At 72.3% G+C, this 20870-nt stretch carries 18 protein-coding genes and 1 pseudogene; 9 read left to right on the top strand and 10 right to left on the bottom strand.

Features of this window, described 5'->3' with window-relative positions; genetic code table 11:
- Positions 1-14: 14 nt before the first annotated feature.
- From OG933_RS00925 to OG933_RS00915, 3 genes and pseudogenes are all read left to right on the top strand, one after another.
- Positions 15-98 (top strand): annotated as a pseudogene (locus tag OG933_RS00925) (adenosylhomocysteinase); the annotation flags it as partial.
- Between the two features lie 20 nt (positions 99-118).
- Positions 119-247: a hypothetical protein gene (locus OG933_RS00920; protein WP_362536714.1), complete on the top strand. Its 129-nt coding sequence runs from the start codon at positions 119-121 to the stop codon at positions 245-247.
- Positions 248-365: 118 nt separating this feature from the next.
- Complete coding sequence (locus OG933_RS00915; RefSeq protein ID WP_362536712.1) at positions 366-545, top strand: hypothetical protein; 180 nt, start codon at positions 366-368, stop codon at positions 543-545.
- On the opposite strand, the gene OG933_RS00910 is transcribed toward OG933_RS00915, so the two are convergent.
- From OG933_RS00910 to OG933_RS00870, 9 genes are all read right to left on the bottom strand, one after another.
- Positions 532-1509, bottom strand: a complete 978-nt coding sequence (locus tag OG933_RS00910; RefSeq protein ID WP_405624802.1) for a 3-oxoacyl-ACP synthase III family protein — start codon at positions 1507-1509, stop codon at positions 532-534. The genes OG933_RS00915 and OG933_RS00910 overlap by 14 nt on opposite strands.
- A gap of 130 nt (positions 1510-1639) precedes the next feature.
- Positions 1640-2809 (bottom strand): hydroxymethylglutaryl-CoA synthase, encoded by a 1170-nt coding sequence (locus OG933_RS00905; protein WP_362536209.1) that lies wholly within the window; start codon positions 2807-2809, stop codon positions 1640-1642.
- Positions 2810-2812: 3 nt separating this feature from the next.
- A complete protein-coding gene (locus OG933_RS00900) occupies positions 2813-3874 on the bottom strand; it encodes a hydroxymethylglutaryl-CoA reductase (RefSeq protein ID WP_159051356.1) in 1062 nt (353 codons plus the stop codon).
- Positions 3871-4965 (bottom strand): type 2 isopentenyl-diphosphate Delta-isomerase, encoded by a 1095-nt coding sequence (fni, locus tag OG933_RS00895; protein WP_362536212.1) that lies wholly within the window; start codon positions 4963-4965, stop codon positions 3871-3873. The genes OG933_RS00900 and fni overlap by 4 nt, the downstream gene beginning before the upstream one ends.
- Positions 4962-6059 carry a phosphomevalonate kinase gene (locus OG933_RS00890; protein ID WP_405624815.1) on the bottom strand — a complete coding sequence of 366 codons (1098 nt, stop codon included), beginning with the start codon at positions 6057-6059 and terminating at the stop codon, positions 4962-4964. Before OG933_RS00890 ends, fni begins: the two co-directional genes overlap by 4 nt.
- Positions 6056-7099: a diphosphomevalonate decarboxylase gene (mvaD, locus tag OG933_RS00885; protein WP_405624814.1), complete on the bottom strand. Its 1044-nt coding sequence runs from the start codon at positions 7097-7099 to the stop codon at positions 6056-6058. Before mvaD ends, OG933_RS00890 begins: the two co-directional genes overlap by 4 nt.
- The gene (mvk, locus tag OG933_RS00880) at positions 7089-8078 is read right to left on the bottom strand and encodes a mevalonate kinase (protein WP_362536218.1); all 990 of its coding nucleotides are present in this window, start codon (positions 8076-8078) and stop codon (positions 7089-7091) included. The genes mvaD and mvk overlap by 11 nt, the downstream gene beginning before the upstream one ends.
- A 514-nt stretch (positions 8079-8592) precedes the next feature.
- Positions 8593-8841 carry a hypothetical protein gene (locus OG933_RS00875; RefSeq protein WP_362536220.1) on the bottom strand — a complete coding sequence of 83 codons (249 nt, stop codon included), beginning with the start codon at positions 8839-8841 and terminating at the stop codon, positions 8593-8595.
- Entirely contained in the window at positions 8838-9518 is a 681-nt protein-coding gene (locus OG933_RS00870) for a hypothetical protein (RefSeq protein WP_405624811.1), read from the bottom strand. Before OG933_RS00870 ends, OG933_RS00875 begins: the two co-directional genes overlap by 4 nt.
- Before the next feature lie 565 nt (positions 9519-10083).
- Between OG933_RS00870 and OG933_RS00865 the strand changes: the two genes are divergently transcribed.
- From OG933_RS00865 to OG933_RS00845, 5 genes are all read left to right on the top strand, one after another.
- Positions 10084-12084, top strand: coding sequence for an FAD/NAD(P)-binding protein (locus tag OG933_RS00865; RefSeq protein ID WP_405624810.1), 2001 nt, complete (start codon positions 10084-10086; stop codon positions 12082-12084).
- Positions 12081-13523, top strand: coding sequence for a 3-carboxy-cis,cis-muconate cycloisomerase (gene pcaB, locus OG933_RS00860; protein WP_362536227.1), 1443 nt, complete (start codon positions 12081-12083; stop codon positions 13521-13523). Before OG933_RS00865 ends, pcaB begins: the two co-directional genes overlap by 4 nt.
- A gap of 274 nt (positions 13524-13797) precedes the next feature.
- On the top strand, positions 13798-15402 hold the full coding sequence (locus OG933_RS00855) for an FAD-dependent oxidoreductase (RefSeq protein ID WP_405624809.1): 1605 nt from the start codon (positions 13798-13800) through the stop codon (positions 15400-15402).
- Positions 15403-15742: 340 nt separating this feature from the next.
- On the top strand, positions 15743-17473 hold the full coding sequence (locus OG933_RS00850) for a cytochrome bc complex cytochrome b subunit (protein ID WP_405624808.1): 1731 nt from the start codon (positions 15743-15745) through the stop codon (positions 17471-17473).
- 174 nt (positions 17474-17647) lie between these two features.
- Positions 17648-18010, top strand: coding sequence for a DUF3099 domain-containing protein (locus tag OG933_RS00845; protein WP_362536233.1), 363 nt, complete (start codon positions 17648-17650; stop codon positions 18008-18010).
- Between the two features lie 123 nt (positions 18011-18133).
- Here OG933_RS00845 and OG933_RS00840 read toward each other — a convergent pair whose 3' ends face one another.
- Positions 18134-18895, bottom strand: coding sequence for a sigma factor-like helix-turn-helix DNA-binding protein (locus tag OG933_RS00840; protein WP_362536235.1), 762 nt, complete (start codon positions 18893-18895; stop codon positions 18134-18136).
- 570 nt (positions 18896-19465) lie between these two features.
- Between OG933_RS00840 and OG933_RS00835 the strand changes: the two genes are divergently transcribed.
- On the top strand, positions 19466-20545 hold the full coding sequence (locus OG933_RS00835) for a polyprenyl synthetase family protein (RefSeq protein WP_405624807.1): 1080 nt from the start codon (positions 19466-19468) through the stop codon (positions 20543-20545).
- Positions 20546-20870 lie beyond the last annotated feature (325 nt).

The raw sequence follows: 20870 nt of genomic DNA, 5'->3' as shown, positions 1-20870 counted from the left end.
GGACTTCAAGGTCGCTGACCACCGTGCGCCCCGAGCAGGCCGCCTGCATCGGCGTCGACGCCGCGGGCCCCTACAAGCCGGACCACTACCGCTACTGAGCCCACCCGAGGAGGACTAGATGTACGACACGCCGGAGGAGAACAACAGGCAGTACCAGGACGCCCAGGCCCTCGCCCCGCCGCTGCGGCTCGCCGGCATCGACGAGGACGACCCCCTGGAACCCCACGTCGTACGCGGCATCGACTGACGCCCCGCAGCGTGACGGATCCGCCCACGCCTGCGACGCCTTGCTCCTTCCACCGATCCACGAGTGAACCTTGGCAATCTCTGCGGATGATGACGAGCGCAGACACGCAGGTGCGGACATGAACAGCTTGCTGCGCGGCGGCCGGCGGTGGAAGAACTACTGCCTCCGCCGGATCTGGCGGTCCGTGGCGGCCTTCGGAGCCGGCCACGCCGCACCGGCTCCCGGCGCCGCCGCCGTGGCCGGACAGCGCGTCCGCCACGGCAGCCGGCCCTCGCAGGCCTCCGTCACCATTCGATGAGGGCGAGGCCTGCGGCCATGCCGCCGCCGAAGCCGGCGAGGAGGATGAGGTCGCCGGGGTGGAGGGCGTTGTTGCGGTGGGCTGTGTCGAGGGTGAGGGGGATGGAGGCGGCGCCGGTGTTGGCGTAGGTGGTGAGGGTCTGGTGCATGGTGGCGTGGGGGAGGGCGAGTTGGGTGAAGAGGTCGTCGAGCATGACGCCGTTGGCCTGGTGGGGGATGAAGTGGCGGATGTCGTCGGGGACGGTTCCGGCTTCGTGGAGGAATTCTTTGGTGAGTCGGGGGAGGTGGTCGGCGACGAAGCGGCGGACGCCGCGTCCGTCCATGGTGAAGTAGTGCTGGTCTTGTTGGAGGGTTTGGGTGGTGGTGGGCAGGCGGCTGCCGCCGGCGGGGACCTGGATGAGGTCGGAGTGTTCGCCGTAGGTGTGCAGGGTGAGGTGGCGGATGCGGGGGCCGGTGGTGGCGGGGCCGAGGATCATGGCGCCGGCGCCGTCGCCGAAGAGGACGGTGGTTTTGCGGTCGGTGGGGTTGAGGATGCGGGAGTAGAGGTCGGCGCCGATGATCAGGGCGTGGCCGCCTTTGCGGGCGAGGGTGCCTTCGGCGGCGCTGAGGGCGAAGATTTCGCCGGAGCAGACGGCGTTGATGTCGAATGCTGCTGCGTGGGTGGCGGCGAGGTTGTGCTGGACGTAGGCGGCGGTGGGTGGTTGGGGGCGGTCGGGTGTGGAGGTGGCGACGATGATGACGGTGAGTTCGGCGGCGGTGATGCCGGCGCAGTCCAGTGCGTTTCGGGCGGCTTGGGTGGCCAGGTCGGAGGTGGCTTGGTGGGTGGCGGCCCAGCGGCGTTCGCGGATGGCGGTTTTGGCGGTGATCCAGGCGTCGTCGACGCCGGCCGGTGCGCCGACCTCGTCGTTGGAGACGATCCGGTCCGGCACGTAGGCACCCGTACCGAGAATCCTGACGTCACTCATGCGGCTGCCCTCCCCTCATATGGTCTTTGACTGGCTGTACGGACGGCCGGCAGGTGCCGGGCCATGACAGGGCCGGATCGCGCGGGCGGGCTGTCAGGGTGCCCGCGCGATCCGGCCCTGAAGGGTGCCGCTAGCGCGCCTGGTAGAGGCGCTTGTGGCCGCTGATCCCGGCCAGCCGGAACGGGCCGGTGGTGTGCCGCTCGGTGGCGTGGTCGCCGCCGTCGGTGGGGAACGAGCGCTCGTGCAGGTCGCGGTAGCCGGCGAGGTCGACCGGCGTGCGCCGGGCGATGGCCTCACGGTTGGCGTCGGTGCGCAGGTTCTCCCGGTAGCCGGCGGTGACGGTCCCGGCGAAGAACTCGGCGACGCTGCCGGAGCCGTAACTGAGGAAGCCGATGGCCTTGCCGGTCAGGTCGTCGGCCTGGTCGAGCAGCGCGGCCAGGGCCAGGTACACGGACGCGGTGTAGCTGTTGCCGATGACCGTGTTGTAGGCCGTGGTCCGGCCGATGGCGGCGGTGACGGCGTCGTTGTCGGTGTCCTGGCCGCAGTAGTTCAGCAGGTGACGGTGGGCCTTGTAGGCCATCTTCGTGAACGGCTGGTGGTAGCAGAACGCGGCGAACTCCTCCAGCGTGCGGCCGCCCTGCTCGGTGTAGTCCTTCCAGGTGCCCTCCACCGCCTGCAGATAGGCGTTGATGGACTCGTGGCCGTCGACCAGGGCCTCGTTGCGGTAGTTGGGCCGCCAGAAGTCCATGACGTCGGCGGTGAACAGTCCCGACGGGTCCTCGATGCGTACCAGGGCGGGGTCCGCACCGACCAGCATGGCCACCGCCGCCGCGCCCTGCGTGGCCTCACCGGGGCTGTCCAGTTCGTACTTGGAGACATCGCTGGCGATCACAAGGACCTGCTGCGCGGGGTCGCGCCGCACCAGGCCGATGGCGAACTGGAGGGCGGCCGTCGCCCCGTAGCAGGCCTGCTTCAGCTCGACGATGCGGGTGGCCGACGGCAGCCCGAGCAGCGAGTGGACGTAGATGCCGGCCGCCTTCGCCTGGTCGATCGAGGACTCCGTGGCGAAGACGACCGTCCGTATCCGGTCGCTGCCGTGCCGGGCGATGACCGGCGCGGCGGCCGCGGCGGCCATCGTCACGATGTCCTCGTCGGCGCCGGGGATGCTCATCGACTCCTGGCCGATGCCGATGTGGTACTTGCCGATCTCGGTGCCGTTGTGGGCGGCGAGTTCGGTGTGCGGCAGGACGAACTCCGCTGTGGCAAAAGACAGATCGTGGATTCCGATGGAGAGGGACATGCCTTAGACACCAACCTTTGCGGTCTTGTTGTCGCGTTCCAGCTGGACGTGTGCGCGCATGAGCTCTCCCGGGTTCGTCTGCGCCGCGAGCAGCGAGAGCTCACCGCACAGCACGGTGGCCGCCGCGAGGACGGCGAGCCGGCGCGCGTTCTCGCCCGGGGCGCCTTCGGCCCGGCAGCCGAGCCGGGTCAGGTTCGTCTCCACGAAGCCGAGGCCCTTGCCGTTGCCGACCGTGCCGACGATCAGGTTGGGCAGGGTGCAGGCGAAGTAGAGGTCGCCGTCGCGGTCCTCGGCCATGACGACGCCCTGGGAGCCCTCGATGATGTTGGCCGCGTCCTGGCCGGTGGCCAGGTAGAACGCGAGCAGCATGTTCGCGTAGTGGGCGTTGGCCGAGCGGATGCCGCCGGCGAGGAGGGTGCCGAGCAGGTTCTTGCGGATGTTCAGCTCGACGATCTTCGCGGCCGTCGTGTGCAGGACGTCGGCCACCACGTCACGCGGCACGAGCAGCTCGGTGACCACGTTCTTGCCGCGGCCGAGGATGCCGTTGATGGCGGTGGCCTTCTTGTCCGTGCAGTAGTTGCCGGATATCGACCCGTAGGAGATGCCCGGGACGGTCTGCAGCAGGCGCGCCAGGAGCGCGTCGGAGGCGAGGGTCGCCATGTTGTGGCCGGAGGCGTCGCCGGTGGAGAACTCGAACCGGATGAACAGCAGGTTGGCGTTGATCTCGTGCCGGATGCCGATCAGCTCGGCGAACCTGCTGCACCCGCGCACGACTTCGCGCAGTTCGTCGATGCGGGCCTCGATGGTGCGTGCGGCCGTGAGCGCGGTCTGCGCGTCGGTGGCCTCGACGAGCACCGAACGCGTCATCCGCTCGTCGACGAGGGTGGCGACGATGCCCTTCTCGGCCAGCCGGGACACCTTCGCGCCCCGGCCCACCGACGGCCACAGCGGCGACTCGTAGGTGGCCAGCGGAACCTGGGTCTCGGTGTCGGCGACGTTCCCCGAGATGCGAAGGGGCCCCACCCACCGCATCGGGACTCCGGCGATCGCGTGTGCTTCAGTCATCGTGTGCTTCCCGTCATCTCGTGGAGGGCGTCGATGGAGCTGGAACGCTGGGCGAGCCGCCAGGTGTCGATGCCCCGGTCAAGGCAGAAGTTCCGCAGCTCGCCGTGGATCAGCAGATCGCAGCGCGAGAGGTCGGCGGGCGTGCGCGCGCCGAGCATGGTCTGCAGGGCGGCGAGCTGGTCGAGCCAGGTCGAGATCTGCGTGACGAGCGCAAGGACGCCGCTGTCGACCAGGGTGCGCAGGAACCCGCCGGAGGAGCCGACGGCGCGGGCGCCCAGGGCGAGGGCGCGGGCCACGTCGAGCGGGTTGCGGACCCCGCCGGAGGCCAGCACGGGGATGCCGACGTCCTGCGCGTCCAGGAGACAGGCGACGGTGGACTGGCCCCAGTTGTGCAGGAAGGCGTAGTCGGCGAGTTCGCGCCGGCCGTTCTCGATCCGGGCGAAGTCCGTGCCGCCGCGGCCGCTGACGTCCGCCGCGGCCACGCCGAGGTTCGGCAGCGCGAGGAGCGTCTGGCGGCTCAGCCCGTTGCCGACCTCCTTGACGATCACGGGTACGTCCACGGCCGCCGCGATCCGCTCGATCTGCGGCGCCCAGGACCCGAAGGACCGGTCGCCCTCCGGCATGGGGGTTTCCTGCGCCGTGTTGAGGTGGATCTGCAGGGCGTTCGCCTCGATCAGGTCGATGGCGCGCCGCGCGTTGTCGACCGACGCCGTCGCGTTGACGTTCGCGATGACGAACCCGTCCGGGTTCTGCGTGCGCAGCACCCGGAAGGTGTCCGCGCAGGAGGGGTCCTTGAAGTAGGCGTGCATGGAACCGGACGCGATGGCCACGCCGGTCTCGCGGGCGGCGGTGGCCAGGTCCGAGTTGATGGCCCCTGTCTTGACGCTGCCGCCGGTCATCGCGTTGATGTAGAGCGGTGCCTGCCAGGCGACGCCGGCGAAGGTCGTGGCCAGGGACACATCCGGCCGGTCGATGCCGGCCAGGGCGTGGTGGACGAACGACACATCGTCGAACTGGTTGCGTCCGCTGTGCGCATGCTGCTGCTCCATGGCGAGCCGGACGTGGTCGTCCTTGCGCTGAGCACTACTCATGGTTCGATCCCTTCTGTGGCGGGCCGGACGGGCAGGGGCAGCACCCCGGCCGCGGCCCACCGTTGCCGTACGTGCGAGATGTCGTGGGGGGCGCCGGCGTCGAGCAGGGCGATGCCGCAGTCGCCGCCTCCCGCGCCCGACGGCTTGGCGGCACCGCCGACGCCCTCGGCCGCGTCGCACAGCGCGCTCAGCGCGGGCGTGAAGATGCCGAGGCCGACCTCGTCGTCCAGGCGGGCCAGTTCCTGCCGGGCCCGCCGGATCTGATCGAGCAGCCCCGGACCGTCGCCGGCCTCGAGCGCGGTGACGGCGGCACGCACCAGGTCGCCGGTGGCCGCCACGAACCTGTGGTGCGAGGCGCTGCCCCGCCAGGTCCGCCGGTGCAGGTCGGACACGAGAGCCGTGGTCGAGGCCGGGCTGCGGGTCCAGCCGACCTGGAGGGCCAGTCCGGCCGGCGGCGGCAGCCGGCGTACCGAGAAACCGGGCCAGGGGGCGCTCAGTGCCTTGTGGACGCCGAGGCTGCGGGCCAGGTCGAGGACCTGGTCCCGGTCGGGTGCCCGGTAGGCGATCCAGCCGCCCCAGGTGCTGGCGGCGAGGTCGCCTCCGGAGCCCTTGGGGTCGATGCGGGCGCCGGCGAGCAGGGCCAGGCGGAACCGCTCGTCGGGCGTGAGCTTGAGACCGCAGTACGCCGACACGGCCGCGACGGTCGCCACGGTCACCGCACCGCTGGAACCCAGGCCGTATTTCCTGCCGCCGTCGTGCAGGGTGCTGCTGATCGAGATGTCCAACGGGGGCACCGGCAGGCCGCGTTCGGTGAGCAGGTCGCTCACGGTCTCGATCGCGGACTCCACATGGGGCGTCCGCCCGTCGCCTCCGGCCAGCCGGCCGTCCTGCCAGTGCCGGTGCAGCGCGCGCGGTGCGAGGTCGGAGGAGATGACGACGGTGCCGGGCTCCTCGGCGGTGGTCACGGTGGCGGTGAGGTACCGGTCGACGGCCACCAGGATCGCCTGGTTGCCGGGTTCGACCACCGCGTACTCGCCCGCGACGAACAACTTGCCCGGGGCGCGGCGGACCACGCTCCGCCGGCCGGTCGTCATCCGTCCTCGCTGAGCAGGCGGGCGCCCGGACCCGGCTTGGCGATGTGCACCGCGCCGCCGGGAGCGGCGCCGCGCACGGTCTCGGCGACCCGCTCCGCGTCCGCGCGCCGGCACAGCACCTTGACGTTCGGGCCGGCGTCCATCGTCACGTAGGCCGGCACGCCGTCCTGCCGGAGCCGCAGCACGCTGTCCAGGACGGTCAGCGAGGCCGGCGAGATGTACCGCACGGCGGGCCGCGCCGCCAGCATCGTGGCGTGCATGCCGAGCGCGTTGCGCTCCGCGATCTCGCCCACCGCGGGAAGGTCGCCGCGGCTCAGCGCCGCCCGCATGTCGGCCAGGTCGGCCTTGCTGGAGAGCGCCCACGGCTCGTACAGCGGGGAGGTGTCGACGGTGCGGCGCATGGCCTCCCGGCTGGAGACCTCCTTGGGGCCCGCGTTGACGACGGCGATGACGAGTGCCGGGTCCAGGCCGCCGGCCTCGACCGGTTCGGCGTACGAACTCAGGTCCGCCTGCGTGGCGGTGCCCGTGGTCGTGCCGGCGTGCCACACGGCGAAGCCGCCGAAGACCGACCGCGAGGCCGATCCGGATCCGCGCCGGGCCAGGCGTGACAGGGCGGCGGCATCGAGGTCCAGGCCGTACGCGGCGGCCGCGGCGACGGCGAGCGCGGCGAACCCGCTCGCGGAGGACGCCAGACCCGCGCCGGTGGGGACGGTGTTCTCGGTGTCGACGACGGCCCGCCGGCCGAGGCCGGCCCGCTCGCGCACCAGGTCCAGGAACGCGACGATGCGCCGTGCGGCCTCGCCCGTCGCGGGCCGGCCGTTGAACGTGAGCGTGTCGTGCTCCGCCTCGTCGGCGAGCCGGACACGGGTGGTCGTGGGGAAGATGTCCAGGGTCATCGACAGGCTGTCGGTGCGGGGCAGGAACAGCCGCTCGTCGCTCTTGCCCCAGTACTTGATCAGCGCGATGTTCGGGTGCGCGACGGCGGTGGCGTCCGCCGCCCCGTCTGGCACCCGCGGTCGCACAAGCTGTTCAGAGCGCACGGCCGACCAGCCTCCTCAGCGGCACGACCCACGTCTGTACGGCGCCGGCCTCGTGCAGTTGCCGGGTGACCTCCCGGGCCTGGTCCGGCTGGGTCATGGCGAGGACGCAGCCGCCCAGCCCGCCACCGGTGATCTTCGCGCCGAGACTGCCCGCCCTGAGCGCCGCCCCGACCATCGCGTCGATCCGGTCGGTGCTCAGACCGGCGGCCCGCATCAGCTCGTGATAACCCGTCAGCCGCGCGCCGAACTCTTCTTGTTCGCCCTCTGCGAGCGCCTGCTCGGCCTCGGCGACGAGCTCCGCGGCACGGCGCAGGAACCTGTCCTGCGCCCCGGCCTCCCGCCCGAATCCCGCACGCAGCAGCTCGACCGCCTCCTTGGTGCTGCCCGCGGTGCCGCTGTCGGCGACGATGAACAGGCCGTCGCAGCCGATGCTCAACTCCCGTGCCTCGCCTGCCTGGAACCGCAGCGGGCCCGCCGCGCAGACGGCCTTGGTGTCCACGCCGCTGGCCCGGCCGTGTGTTTCGTTCTCGGCCGCCTGCACCAGGTCGAACGCCGTGCTCTCGGCCAGTTCGAGACCGAAGAGGTCGGCGAGGGCAAGGACGATCGCCCGCGAGTGCGCGGCGCTCGAGCCGAGCCCGCGGCCGGGCGGGATGGCGCCGTCGAGGATCACGTCGAGGTGCGTGGTGTCCTTGACGCCCGTGCGCTCCTTGAAGGCCGCGGTCAGCCGGCGCAGGCCGTCGGAGACGCGCGTCACCACCTCCCTCGACGCGGAGCCGGTCATGGTGAAGGACAACTCGCCCTGGGCGTCGGCGGCGGGCGACGACCTTCCGGCGCTCGCCGTGGCCGTGAGCTGCGGAATCGGCAGAGCGAGCGCCGCTGTCCCGTACACGACCGCGTGCTCTCCCAGCAGGATGGCCTTGGCATGGGCGCGGCCGATGCCGACTGAGCGAGCCCGGCGGTCTTCCGAAACCCTTTCCACTGAGGTCGGTGGAGTCGTCAACCCACTCAGCTCCCCTTGTCGTTGCTGCGGCGAGATCGCGTCGTCCGGATCTCTAGGAAGAAAAAAGGCAGGACGTCAGGCACCCGTCCGCACCCGGCAGCGCAGGCTGGCGCGAAGGTGCGACGGGGTGTGTGGACACGCAGGTGCCGGGCGCCGTTGCCGCCACGGCGCGCGGGATCGACGCGAACTGCCGTGCGTGCACAAGTGGTTGAATGCGGAGAAAGTCGGTGCCCTGCGTCGCCGAAGTCCGGTCCGTCCTGTGCGGACCGGCGGCCGCGGCACCCAAACCGCTGTCCCCCGGCCGTTTTTGGGCAGGGGGGATGTGCGTAGATAGTGACACGGGGGTCGTCCTCGCGCCAAGAGCACCGAAAAGTGACCTGGGCCACTTCGGCCGGGGCCCGTTCGCGCAGCATGCCGCCCCCCGCCCGGCGGTCACGCCCGAAGGCGCGACCGCCGGGCAGGGGGCGGCGAGGTCGCGCGCGTATGCCGTGGGTCACCGGGCTGCCGACGCCTGCTGCGTCGCGCGGGCCCCGCCGGCGTGATGGCGCGGCGAGGGCCGGGGCGGGCGCTGCAGGGCGATCTCGGTGAGCTCGTCGATGTCGAACTGCGAGCGGCAGTTCGGCGCTCCGTAGCGGGTGATCTTCCCGCGGCTCACCCACTTGCGGATGGTCGCCTCGGACACCCCCACGGCGAGCGCCGCCACATTCGTGGGGACGAGCCTGTGGCGCGGCGGTTTCATCATACGGTGACACCCTTTCGCTGCTGCTCCATGAGCCGCCTCAGGTTCAGCCATTCGGTCATTTCCCATGAATGTCCCGCGGAGCACTCGATGCTCCGGCTCCCCGAATTCCCGATGTTTTTCAGGGAAGCGCTGATCGTCCCGCCGCAGTTGTCCACCACGCACTTCCGGATGAGCGCGTGCAGGCCGCTGGGGTCGGGGTCTATTGTGCTGCGCAACTCGACCACCAGATTCTCGATCTCGTCCGCGAAATCGGCGGCCGGCGGCTGGGCCGCCAACCACTCCAGATGCCGTGTCAGAAACCTTGCCAACTGCGGCACCGAGCGCGCCGGTGCGGGGACCGTCAGCTGTTCCACGACGATTTCCGACCAGGACTCGAGCGTCGCGAGGATGTTGTGCCGGGCATCCAGCACCGAGATGTTCAGACGGTCCCGCCGGAGACTTCCCGACACCTTGGTCGGGTTGGTCCGCCTGGGCGTCGGCGCCACGTGGTGCAGGCTCTCCTGGTGCAGCCCGGGGAGTGCTCGCAGACTGCGTTCCACCTGTCCGACGCAGGCGGCGCAGAGCAGGGACCCGGCGGCGGCGCGGCTTTCCTCGTCGTGACTTCTGGTGCACGGGCCGACCGTCATCGAATCTCCTTCATGAGGCGGCTCGCCCTCCGCAACCTTCATGAATTCCATATGTTTTCCCTGCTGGTCACGGCAGTGAATGCAGGACGGGTGGCCCCGGATCGAGGCCACAATAAAGATCGCGATTTCGGATGAATTATTCCGTACCCCATGGCCCCCGCCGTTTCCGAACTCCTGCGTGCGCGTCGCGCGCTCGCGGCCGATCGATTCTCCGAGGGGACAGAAGATTCCCCTCCCATATCCCTGGCGAGCCGGTGAGATTCCGGCCCGAAGCGGGATCGGTGACGCTTTTCGACGAACCTACCGACCCGCGCTGGAGTCCCGATACAGCCCCGTTCGCGGCCCGCCAGGGAGCGCCGAATGCCGGATTCCGCGCCGCCTTCCCGTTTCTCGAGCGAGGTTCCACCCGAATCTGAGCCTTTGTTGAGCGCCTGGCCCGACGGTGGCGGAGAAAGGAGGCACTGTGGACGGTACGCATGGAGGCGAACGCGCAGTAAGCGTCGCAGGCACCGCAGGGCCGCGCACACCGGCGGCCTCTCCGAGGGTCCCGGGCGACCCGGTCCCGGCCGGCTGCCCGGCACCAGGAGAGCCCACCGTGTCCACAGGAAGCGGAGCCATGACGCATGTGCAGATCTGTCTCGTCGGCGCGGGACCGCGCGGCCTTTCCGTACTGGAACGGCTCTGTGCGCAGGAACGGAAGTCGCCGCGCTGGGACGCCGTCACCGTCCACGTGGTCGATCCGGACCCGCCGGGCGCGGGACGGGTGTGGCGCCCGACGCAGTCCCGCCACCTGCTGATGAACACCGTGGCCTCGCAGGTCACGGTCTACACCGACGCCAGCGTCCGCATCGACGGCCCGCTGGACGAGGGGCCGAGCCTGTACCAGTGGGCGAAGGCCCTGACCTCGGGCACCCTGGAGACCGACGCGCAGTGCGGATACGGCGACGACGTCCTTGCCGAGGCCGACCGGCTCGGCCCCGACAGCTACCCCACGCGCGCCCTGTACGGCTGCTATCTGACATGGGCGTTCCGGCGGGTCGTCGCCAACGCCGCCGCCCACGTGACGGTGCGCACGCACGCGGTACGCGCCGTCGCCCTCGAGGACGAGGCCGGCGAGAAGGCCGGCGGGGCGGGGCCGCAGACCGTCGTCCTGGAGGACGGCACCCGGCTCGCCGCGATGTCCGCGGTCGTCCTCGCCCAGGGCCATGTGCCGGTCGAACCCTCCGGCGCGCAGCGCGAGATGAGCGCGTACGCCGAACGCCACGGGCTGACCTACCTGGCCCCGGCCAACCCGGCCGACGTGGACCTGTCCGGCATCAGGCCCGGCGAGCCCGTGCTGCTGCGCGGGCTCGGGCTCAACTTCTTCGACTACCTGGCCCTGTTCACCCACGGCCGGGGCGGCGCCTTCACCCGCGTCGACGGCCGGCTCGTCTACCGGCCCTCCGGCCGCGAACCGCGCCTGTACGCCGGCTCCCGGCGCGGCGTGCCCTACCAGGCGCGCGGCGAGAACGAGAAGGGCGCCCACGGCCGCCACCACCCCAGGCTGCTGACCGCCGGCCACATCGCCGGGCTGCGCGGCCGCGACCCGCAGCGCGCAGCCATCGACTTCGCCGCCGACCTGTGGCCGCTCATCACCAAGGAGGTGTGCGGCGTCTCCTACGCGGCGCTGCTCGCGGCGCGCGGTGAACCCCCGTCCGTCATCGAGGACTTCGTCGAAAAGTTTCTGCACGCCGAACCGGGGGAGGAGGAGGCCCGGCTCCTCGACGACAGCGGTGTCCCCGCCGCCGAGCGCTGGGACTGGGAGCGCGTCGCGCGCCCCTACGGCAGCCGCGCCCTCACCGACCAGGCCGCCTTCCGCACCTGGCTGCGCGGCCACCTCGACGAGGACGTCCGCCTGGCCCGCCAGGGCAACGTCAGCGGACCGTTCAAGGCCGCCCTCGACGTCCTGCGGGACCTGCGCAACGAGCTGCGGCTCGCCGTCGACCACGCCGGCCTGAGCGCCGAGTCCCACCGTGACCACCTCGACGGCTGGTACACCCCGCTCAACGCCTATCTGTCCATCGGCCCGCCCGTCTCCCGCATCGAGGAGATGGCCGCGCTCCTGGACGCCGGCATCCTCGACGTGACCGGCCCCGGCCTGCGCGTGGCCACCGACGAGGACGACCCGCTCGGCCCCTGCTTCACGGCGACGTCGAGCGAGATACCCGGGGTGCGGGTGCGGGCCACCGTCCTCATCGAGGCCCGCCTGCCCGAGACCGACCTGCGGCGCACCGCGGACCCGCTGATGAGCCAGCTGCTGCGCACCGGACAGTGCCGCCCCTTCCGCATTCCCGGACCGGACGGTCACGGCGGCGCCGACTACGAGACCGGTGGCCTCGCCGTCTCCGAGCGGCCCTACCGGCTCCTCGACGCCCAAGGGGTCCCGCATCCGCGGCGCTTCGCCTACGGGGTGCCCACCGAGTCCGTGCACTGGGTCACCGCCGCCGGCATCAGACCGGGCGTCGGCTCGGTCACCCTCGAAGACTCCGACGCGATCGCGGCGGCCGTCCTCGCCCTGCCCGAACTGCCCACTGCCGCACCGCAACCGAAGACCAGGAAAGCGAGGGCGAGCGCATGACCTCCCTGTACGAGGACCAGCGCACGCACGTCCTCGGCGCCCACCTGGACGCCGGGCTGCTGTCGCCGGTCAGGGCGGGCACCCCCGTCGAGGCCGCCGTCGGCGACCGCGCCTGGCTGCAGGCGATGCTCGACGCGGAGGCGGGGCTGGCCCGCGCCCAGGCCCGCTGCGGCACGGTCCCCGCCCAGGCGGCCGCGGCCATCACCGCCGCCGCCCACGCCGACCTGCTCGACGTACGCGAACTGGCGCTGGCCGCGCGGGAGACCGCGAACCCGGTCGTGGGCCTGGTCAAGGCCTTCACCGCCGTCGTCGCCGAACGCTCCCCGCAGGCCGCCGAGTACGTGCACCGTGGCTCGACCAGCCAGGACGTCTTCGACACCGGTGCGATGCTGGTCGCCCAGCGGGCGCTACGGCTGATCGTCGCCGACCTGCGGGCGGTGGCCGACGCGCTGGCCGCACTCGCCGCCGCGCACCGGGACACCGTGATGGCGGGCCGCACCCTCGCCCTGCACGCCGTGCCCACCACCTTCGGCCTGAAGGCGGCCGGGTGGCGCGGGCTGGTCCTGGACGCCGCCGAACGCCTGGAACGGCTCACCGGCGGCGGGCTCCCGGTCGCGCTCGGCGGCGCGGCCGGCACGCTCGCCGGCTACCTCCAGTACGCCGGTGAGGGCGCCGACCCCGCCCGCGTACTCGACTCGCTCGGCGCCGCGTTCGCCGACGAGACGGGCCTGGCCGTACCCGTACTGCCCTGGCACGCCCTGCGCACCCCGGTCGCCGACCTGGGGACCGCGCTCGCCCACACCGCCGGCGCCCTCGGCAAGATCGCCGCGGACGTGCTGGTGCTCACCCGCACCGAGATCGGCGAAGTGGCCGAGCCGTCGGTCGCCGGGAGGGGCGCCTCCTCGGCGATGCCGCACAAGCGCAACCCCGTGCTCGCCACCCTGATCCGCTCCGCCGCCCTCCAGGTGCCCGCGCTGGCCACCGTACTTCTCCAGTGCCTGCCCACCGAGGACGAGCGGTCGGCCGGGATGTGGCACGCCGAATGGCAGCCGCTGCGCGAGGCCCTGCGGCTGACCGGCGGCGCCGCGCACACGGCCGTCGAACTCGCCCGGGGGCTCGCCGTCCACCCGGAGCGGATGCGGGTCAACCTCCAGGCGACCGGCGGCCGGCTCGTCTCCGAACGCGTCTCGGCCGTCCTCGCCCCGCGCATGGGAAAGACGGCCGCCAAGGAACTGCTCACCCAGGCCTCGGTGCTCGCCTCCCGCACGGGTCTGCCGCTCGGCGACATCCTGGCCGAACTCCCGCAACTGGCGGGCGTGCTGAGCCGCGAGGAGGTGACGGCCCTGCTCGACCCGGCCGGATACACGGGCGTCGCCGGCCCGCTCGTGGACCGGGCCCTGACGACGGCACCGCAGCGCACGCGGACCCCGTCGCCCTGAGCACCTCCCCACGGCATACGGAGCAGAGCGGCGCACGCCGACGCCGGCGTGCGCCGCCCTGGCGCGGGCTGCCGGGAGCCGCCCGCGCTGTCATGACGCACCCGCGGGCACCGCGCCGCGGCACAGGCCCGCGAGCCCCCCGGCACCGAGCCCGGAGCACCCCCGGACGGCACGGCCGAACCCTGTGCGGACCGCGGCCGGAGCCCGCCGGCCGGGCCTTCCTGCCCGCACCCGCCCCGTGCCCGTACTCGAATCCCTCTCGTGCCCCCCTCGAATGCCGCTCGAGACGCCGCTGAACCTGGCCGCCTCGACGGCCCCGCGGCGCATGATGCAAGCACAACGCACAGGGGAGGCGGCCGAGTTGGGTCTGGACGCACGTGTTGCCGACACAAGCGGGGGGCACGGCCATGCCGTGGTGATCGGCTCCGGCCTCGCCGGGCTCACCGCGGCGCGGGCGCTGGGGGCATTCATGGACCGGGTCACCGTGATCGAACGCGACTGGCTGCCCCGCGGCCCCGGCCGCCGCCGCGGCGTGCCCCAGGCCCGGCACACCCACAGCCTCACGACCGCCGCCACCGAGGGCCTTCAGCGGCTGTTCCCCGGTATCCGCCAGGAACTCGTGCGCGCCGGAGCGGTCCACGTCCGCGTCCCCGAGGACATGCTGCTGCTCGGCCCGGCCGGCTGGCTGCCCCGCTTCGACGCGGGCCTCACCCTGCTCAGCGCCGGCCGCGACCTGATCGACGCGACGGTACGCGACCGGCTGCGCGCCGACCCCAAGGTGACCTTCCTGCCCGAGCACGAGGTCGTCGCCCTCCAGCCCGGCCCTCAGGACACCGTCACCGGCGTATGGGCCCGCGGCCGGGACCGCAAGGCCCCCGACGGGTTCGCCCCCCGGCGCCTGATCGCCGCCGAGTTCGTGGTGGACGCCTGCGGACGCGGCTCCCGCGCCCCGCAGTGGCTCGCCGAGGCGGGCTACACGCCGCCCGACGAATCCGCGGCCGCCGCCGGGACGACGTACGCCACCACCCTGTACGCGCCGCCGGTCGGCCATGTCGCCGACTTCAAGAGCCTGATGCACATGGCCGCGCCCGGCGACCCGCGCCAGGCCGTGCTCCACCCCGTCGAGGGCGGCCGCTGGTCGGTGACGATCGGCGCCGGCGACGGCACCCGGCCGCCCACCGACCACGCGGAACTCCTGCACGCCGCCGGCTCCCTGCGCGAGCCGCTGCTGCGCGACCTCATCGAGACCGCCACCCCGCTCGGCCCCGTCTACACCTGCCGCGCCGAGAGCCGCTGGCGGCACTACGACAAGCTGCGGCGCTTTCCCGACCAGTTCCTCGTCGTCGGTGACGCCCTCGCCGCTCTCGACCCGGCCCACGGCCACGGCATGACCTTCGCCGTGGAGTGTGCTCTCGTCCTCGACCATCTGCTCACCGCCCACGGCACCGCCGTCGGCATCGGCTACCGCCTGCGCCGGGCCCTGGCCCACCGCATCGCCCCCGCCTGGCGCTCGAGCACCGGACCCCTGGGCCCGCCGAGCGGGCTGCGCGGCCGGCTCGGCAGGCGGTACGCGTCCCGGCTCGCGGCCGCCGCGACCGCCGACCGGCATGCGGCGACACTGCTGCTGCTCGCGCACGAGTCCCTCGCCCCGCCCGCCGCCCTGCGGCCGCGCGCCCTGCGGGCCGCGCTGCGCCCCCGGGCCGAGGTCCCCGCGGCGCCGCCCACCGCCACCCACACCCCCGACGCCCGCCGGCGCCGGCCCGCCGTGCCCACGGCACCCGTCATCGGCGTCACCACCGGCTCCACCGCGCCCCGCCCCGCCGGCTCCTCGGCCCACTGGCCCGCCGCGGCCCCGGCCGGCGATCGCCGACGACCGTGAACTCCCCAGCGTTTACACGCCACATGGCGCAATCAACGCCGTCGCGGCCCACCTCGCACCCTCATACGCTCTGCGTCATGACAGAGGAGGAGCAACCGGTCGCCGGCACAGCAGTCCGCTCACAGGCGCGTGCCCCACGACTCTCTCAAGAGTCACTGGAGCCGCCACTCGAGGATCACTTGAGCGCGGTTGTTCGGGTTCACCACGCGTCGATAGCGTTTCATCCGCTCCAGGGCACGGGCCCGCTTGCGCCGCGGCAGGCCGTCCTCACCACCGACCGCTCGCCGGCCGGCGTAGGTGTGCCTGTGACAGCCGAGCGGCGAGGGGAGGGCGCGCAGGTATGAGCACGACCGAAGAGGCGCCACAGGGCGCGCGCACATTACCGTCCAAGGGCGAACGCGTCGCCGACTGGGCGGACGGGCGGCTCGGGATCTACAGCTTGCGGTTTCTGGTCCGCAAGGTCTTTCCCGACCACTGGTCGTTCATGATCGGCGAGATTGCGCTCTACAGCTTCATCGTGCTGATCCTCACCGGTGTCTGGCTCACGATGTTCTTCGACCCGAGCATGACCGAGACGGTCTACGACGGGTCGTACGCCCCGCTGCACGGCATCCCGATGTCCCAGGCCTACGCCACCACCATCGAGATCAGTTTCGATGTGCGCGGCGGCCTGTTCATCCGTCAGCTGCACCACTGGTCCGCGCTGATCATGATCGGCGCGCTCATGATGCACACGCTGCGGCACTTCCTCACCGGATCGTTCCGCAAGCCGCGCGAGGCCAACTGGCTGATCGGCTTCGTGATCCTCGTGCTGGTCACCCTGGAGGGCTTCGTCGGATACTCACTCCCCGACGACCTGCTCTCCGGCACCGGCCTGCGCATCGCCGAAGGCGTCACGCTCGCCATCCCGGTGGTCGGCACCTATCTGACGCTGTTCCTGTTCGGCGGCGAATACCCGGGACACGACGTCATCCCCCGGTTCTACAGCATCCACATCCTGCTGATCCCGGGCATCGTCCTGGCCCTGGTCGCCCTCCACCTGCTCCTGGTCTTCTACCACAAGCACACCCAGTTCCGGGGCCCCGGCCGTACCAACAACAACGTCGTCGGCCAGCCCCTGATGCCGCACTACACGGCCAAGGCCGGCGGGTTCTTCTTCCTCGTCTCCGGCCTGCTCGCGCTGTTGGCCGGCATCGCCCAGATCAACCCCGTGTGGACCTACGGCCCCTACCGCTCCGACCAGATCTCCCAGGGCTCCCAGCCCGACTGGTACATGGGCTTCCTCGAAGGCGCCCTGCGCGCCATGCCCGCCTGGGAGTTCGTCCTGCCCGGCGGCTACACCGTCAACATGAGCGTCCTGCTGCCGGCCGTCATCCTGCCCGGGGTCATGATGGTGGTGTTCGCCATGTGGCCGTTCCTGGAGGCCTGGGGCACCGGCGACAAACGCGAACACCACCTGCTGGACCGGCCCCGCGAGAAGCCCACCCGCACCGCGTTCGGCCTCGCCTTCGTCTCCTTCTACCTGGTGCTGTTCTTCGGCGGCGCCAACGACGTCCTGGCCGAGCGCTTCCACCTGTCCCTGAACTCGATCACCTGGGCCGTGCGCATCGGACTCTTCCTCGTCCCGATGCTGGTGTACGTCATCACCAAGCGGATCTGCCTCGGCCTGCAGCGGCGCGACCGCGACAAGCTCCTCCACGGCCGCGAGACCGGACGGATCAAGCGGCTGCCGCACGGCGAGTTCGTCGAGGTCCACGAGCGCATCGACCGCGGGCTGGAGTACAAGCTGCTGTCCAGGGAGATACCCGAAGTCCTGCCGGCTCCGGAGCCGGCGGACGAGGACGGCGTACCCGACCCGGACATCCGCGGGAAGCGGCGGCGCCACCGGCTCAGCCGCTGGCTGTACGGCGACGAGGTCCCCACGCCGACCGTGCAGGAGATGCAACGCGCCCTGGAGCACCTCGGCCACGCGCCCTCGCCCAACGGCCACGCGTCCTCGCTCAACGGGCACCCGGTCGACGCCGGACACGCCGCCATCGGTGAGCGGGAGCAGGACCAGCAGGTGCACTGACCCGGGCACGGCACGCACGGCCGGCCGGTGAACACACGGCGCGGGTGATCAGGGGACGGTCACCCGCGCCGCTGTCGTGCCACGCCCGCCGGGCCGTGTGCGCGGCGGACGGGGAGCGCGCCTTCGGCAGGGCGACGGCCGCCCGCCCCAGTTGCCCCGACCCACGGAGGTCCGATGAGCCGCAGTCCATGGCGCCGGGGCGCAACCCGGGCCGATTCCATCACCGGGGCCCGCATCGGCCTGACGCAGGATCTGCGCGGCCGTCAGCGCCGCTATGTCACGGCCATGCTGGTGCGCAGCGCCTGCGTGGTCGTGATGGCGCTCACCTGGAGCCGCTGGCCGGCCGTCGCGGTGTGCGCGCTGGTCGGCGGGGTCGTCATCCCCTACGTCGCCGTCGTCGCCGCCCAGGCGGGATGGCGGCAGCAGCGGGGCGTGCGCGCCGAACTGGCCCGGCCGGACCCGGACCCCGAACCCGTGCCCCGTGTCGTCCTCGAACCGACCCTGATCCTGCCGCCGGAACGGGACACGGCGGGCTGAGCCGGAAGACGGGGCAGAACCGGAAGACGGGGCTGAGCCGGAAGACGGGGCAGAACCGGAAGGCGGGGGAGAGCCGGGCACCGGGGGAGCCGGCACACGAACGCCCCACCCGGAGCAGGCCGCTCAGCGGGCCCGGTTCGCCTCGCGGAGCAGGGCGCAGGCCTCGGCCACCGGGTCGGCGTGCCGGTCGTTGCCGGGGTGGACGACCAGGTGGACGCGCTGGACCCGCCCGTCCACGACGTCGAGCACCATGGTGTGCAGGACGGCGCCGTCCCGGTCGCGGAAGACCCAGCCGGGCCTGGCACCGACCCGGCTCTCCTCGAGCGTGACGCCGACGCGCACCAGGGGCGCGACGATCGCGGCGATCACCCGGGCGGCGTTCCCGGCGCCCTCCACGCACGACGGCCAGGGCAGCGGCTCGCGCCCGCCGTCGCTGACCGCCGCGACGGCGGCGAGGAGCTGGCGGCAGGCCTCCTGGGAGCACCCGAGGGCCGACGCGATCCGCGCCTCGTCGCATCCGAACGCCTCGTGCAGCACGAAGACGGCGCGCTCGAGCGGGGACAGCCGCTCCAGCACCAGCAGGGCCGACAGCGACAGCGAGTCCGCCAGCTCCGCCGGCCGGTCCGCGTCCCCGGGGCCGTCGCCGAGGAGCGGACCGACGAGTTCTCCCCGCTCGGCGCGGGCCGAGCGCAGGGCCCTGGCCGCCACCCGGGTGACCTCGGCCGCCAGATACCCCTCGGCCGGCTCGGGCCGCGCAGGCGCGGCCATCCAGCGCAGCCAGGCCGCCTGGACGGCGTACCGGGCCGTTCGCTCGTCACCCACGATCCGGTAGGCGATCGCGAACAGCAGGGGCCGCAGCCTCGCGAACTCCTCGGCTTTGATCACACCGGCTCCTCGGCGCTGACTGCGGCGGCCGTCGCACGGTCCGCAGGAGGGGCGGGGCGTGCCCGCCGCCGCCGAGTCAGGACGGCGGGCGGCGGGCACGCCCCGGGTGGGGGGTTCCCGGCGCATCCTAGGAGCGTGCGGCCACCGAATTCCTTACCCGTAGCGGAAGTTCGACCTCAGATGCAGAAAGGCTCCATTGCGGCCGGCGGCCTGCTGCGCGCGTGAACGGGACTCGACCGGACATCGAGTCACCGCTTCGATACTGGGACCCGTACGCGAAGGAGCACGGCGAGCACGGACCACGCAGGAGCAAGGTCCGAGACCACGCAACCAGCACGCCTCTCCTCGGTCACCGAGGAGCCGGCAGGACCGCCCCGCGCGTGATCGCGTTCGGCGTGGGCACCGGTGAACGTCGCGCGAGACCCCGACGGCGACTCCTTCCGCCCCTCTGTGCGTGACGGCGGGCGGCGAGGAGCTCTCCGAGCTCCAGGTGTACTCCCCGTGGCAGCCCCGGCCGACCCGCCGGACGCTGCTGTCCCGACTTTCGAAGAGACCAGGGAAGTTGACGCAATGACGAGCACCCGAACCAGCCCCGTGGAGGTCGTCGAGGACGCGCTCCGCCTGTTCTTCGCCGCCCGCCGGGACGAGGCCGCGGCGATCGGCCCGGCCTGCGTCGACGCGGTCGCCGAGTTGGAGACCTATGTGCTGCGCGGCGGCAAGCGCGTCCGCCCGACCTTCGCCTGGCTCGGCTGGCTCGGCGCCGGAGGTGACGCCGAGGACGCCACGGCCCAGGCGGTGGTGCGTATCTGCGCCGCGCTGGAACTGTTCCATGCCTCCGCCCTCATCCACGACGACGTCGTCGACGCGTCCCCCACCCGCCGGGGCGCCCGGGCCGCACACGTGATGTTCGCCGACCGGCACCGGCAGCAGTGCTGGAACGGCAACTCGGAACTGTTCGGCACCGGCGCCGCGATCCTGACCGGAGACCTCGCCCAGGGCTGGGCCGACGACCTGATCCACACCAGCGGGCTGCCGGCACCGGCGCTGGCACGGGTGTCCCCGGTGTGGTCGGCGCTTCGCACCGAGGTCCTCTTCGGCCAGCTGCTCGATGTGACGGCCGAGGCGGCGGGCGACGAGGACATCGCTACGCCGCTGCGCGTCAACCAGTACAAGACGGCCTCCTACACGGTGGAGCGCCCGCTGCACATCGGTGCCGCGATCGTCGGCGCGGACCCCGGACTCGTCGCCGCCTACCGCGCCTTCGGACGCGACATCGGCGTCGCGTTCCAGCTGCGCGACGACCTGCTGGGCGTGTTCGGCACCCCCGAGGAGACCGGCAAGCCGTCCGGCGGCGACCTGATCCAGGGCAAGCGCACGATGCTGTTCGCGGCCGCGCTCGGTTACGCCGACGAACGCGATCCGGACGCGGCGAAATTCCTCAGGGCCAAGATCGGGACCGAGATCAGTGACGACGAACTCGCCGCGATGCGCGCCGTCATCACCGAGGTGGGCGCGGTGGACCACATCGAACGCGACATCACCCGGCGCACCGAGCGGGCCCTTGCCGCACTGCGGGAGAGCAGCGCCACCGATGACGCGAAGGAAGAGCTGACCGCCATGGCGATCAGCGCGACGCAGCGCACTTCATGACGGATGCACACATGCGCAACTCCCCCTGAAAAAAGGCCCCTTGACGTGACCGAGGTCACGTCAAGGGGCGCTTGGCGCGCGGGTTTCATCCGTGTCACTATTTGAGCACGCCTTTCCTGCCCAAAAACATGCATCCGTCATGTATGGCAGTGAGTCGACGGCGTTCTCTCCCCCCCGCATCCCTGCATCGGCACACCACGCCGTCGCGCCCGCGCAGGGGCCCGCGCGCCGCTGTGCCGCGAAAACCCGTGACGACCGTGCGGCCGGGTCCGGACACCGCACCGATCCGGGTCCGGACGCCCTCGCCGAGAAGTTCGACGGCGAC

The organism is Streptomyces sp. NBC_00016, assembly GCF_045040885.1.
Classification (GTDB): Bacteria; Actinomycetota; Actinomycetes; order Streptomycetales; family Streptomycetaceae; genus Streptomyces; species Streptomyces coriariae.
This window is presented reverse-complemented; position numbering and strand designations above follow the sequence as displayed.

Coding starts and splice junctions, on each gene's coding strand:
- OG933_RS00870 (WP_405624811.1), bottom strand. CDS start 9,518: ATGGAATTCATGAAGGTTGCGGAGGGCGAGCCGCCTCATGAAGGAGAT.
- OG933_RS00915 (WP_362536712.1), top strand. CDS start 366: ATGAACAGCTTGCTGCGCGGCGGCCGGCGGTGGAAGAACTACTGCCTC.
- OG933_RS00905 (WP_362536209.1), bottom strand. CDS start 2,809: ATGTCCCTCTCCATCGGAATCCACGATCTGTCTTTTGCCACAGCGGAG.
- OG933_RS00865 (WP_405624810.1), top strand. CDS start 10,084: ATGACGCATGTGCAGATCTGTCTCGTCGGCGCGGGACCGCGCGGCCTT.
- OG933_RS00900 (WP_159051356.1), bottom strand. CDS start 3,874: ATGACTGAAGCACACGCGATCGCCGGAGTCCCGATGCGGTGGGTGGGG.
- pcaB (WP_362536227.1), top strand. CDS start 12,081: ATGACCTCCCTGTACGAGGACCAGCGCACGCACGTCCTCGGCGCCCAC.
- OG933_RS00835 (WP_405624807.1), top strand. CDS start 19,466: ATGACGAGCACCCGAACCAGCCCCGTGGAGGTCGTCGAGGACGCGCTC.
- fni (WP_362536212.1), bottom strand. CDS start 4,965: ATGAGTAGTGCTCAGCGCAAGGACGACCACGTCCGGCTCGCCATGGAG.
- OG933_RS00850 (WP_405624808.1), top strand. CDS start 15,743: ATGAGCACGACCGAAGAGGCGCCACAGGGCGCGCGCACATTACCGTCC.
- OG933_RS00920 (WP_362536714.1), top strand. CDS start 119: ATGTACGACACGCCGGAGGAGAACAACAGGCAGTACCAGGACGCCCAG.
- OG933_RS00910 (WP_405624802.1), bottom strand. CDS start 1,509: ATGAGTGACGTCAGGATTCTCGGTACGGGTGCCTACGTGCCGGACCGG.
- OG933_RS00845 (WP_362536233.1), top strand. CDS start 17,648: ATGAGCCGCAGTCCATGGCGCCGGGGCGCAACCCGGGCCGATTCCATC.
- OG933_RS00875 (WP_362536220.1), bottom strand. CDS start 8,841: ATGATGAAACCGCCGCGCCACAGGCTCGTCCCCACGAATGTGGCGGCG.
- OG933_RS00890 (WP_405624815.1), bottom strand. CDS start 6,059: ATGACGACCGGCCGGCGGAGCGTGGTCCGCCGCGCCCCGGGCAAGTTG.
- OG933_RS00855 (WP_405624809.1), top strand. CDS start 13,798: ATGCCGCTCGAGACGCCGCTGAACCTGGCCGCCTCGACGGCCCCGCGG.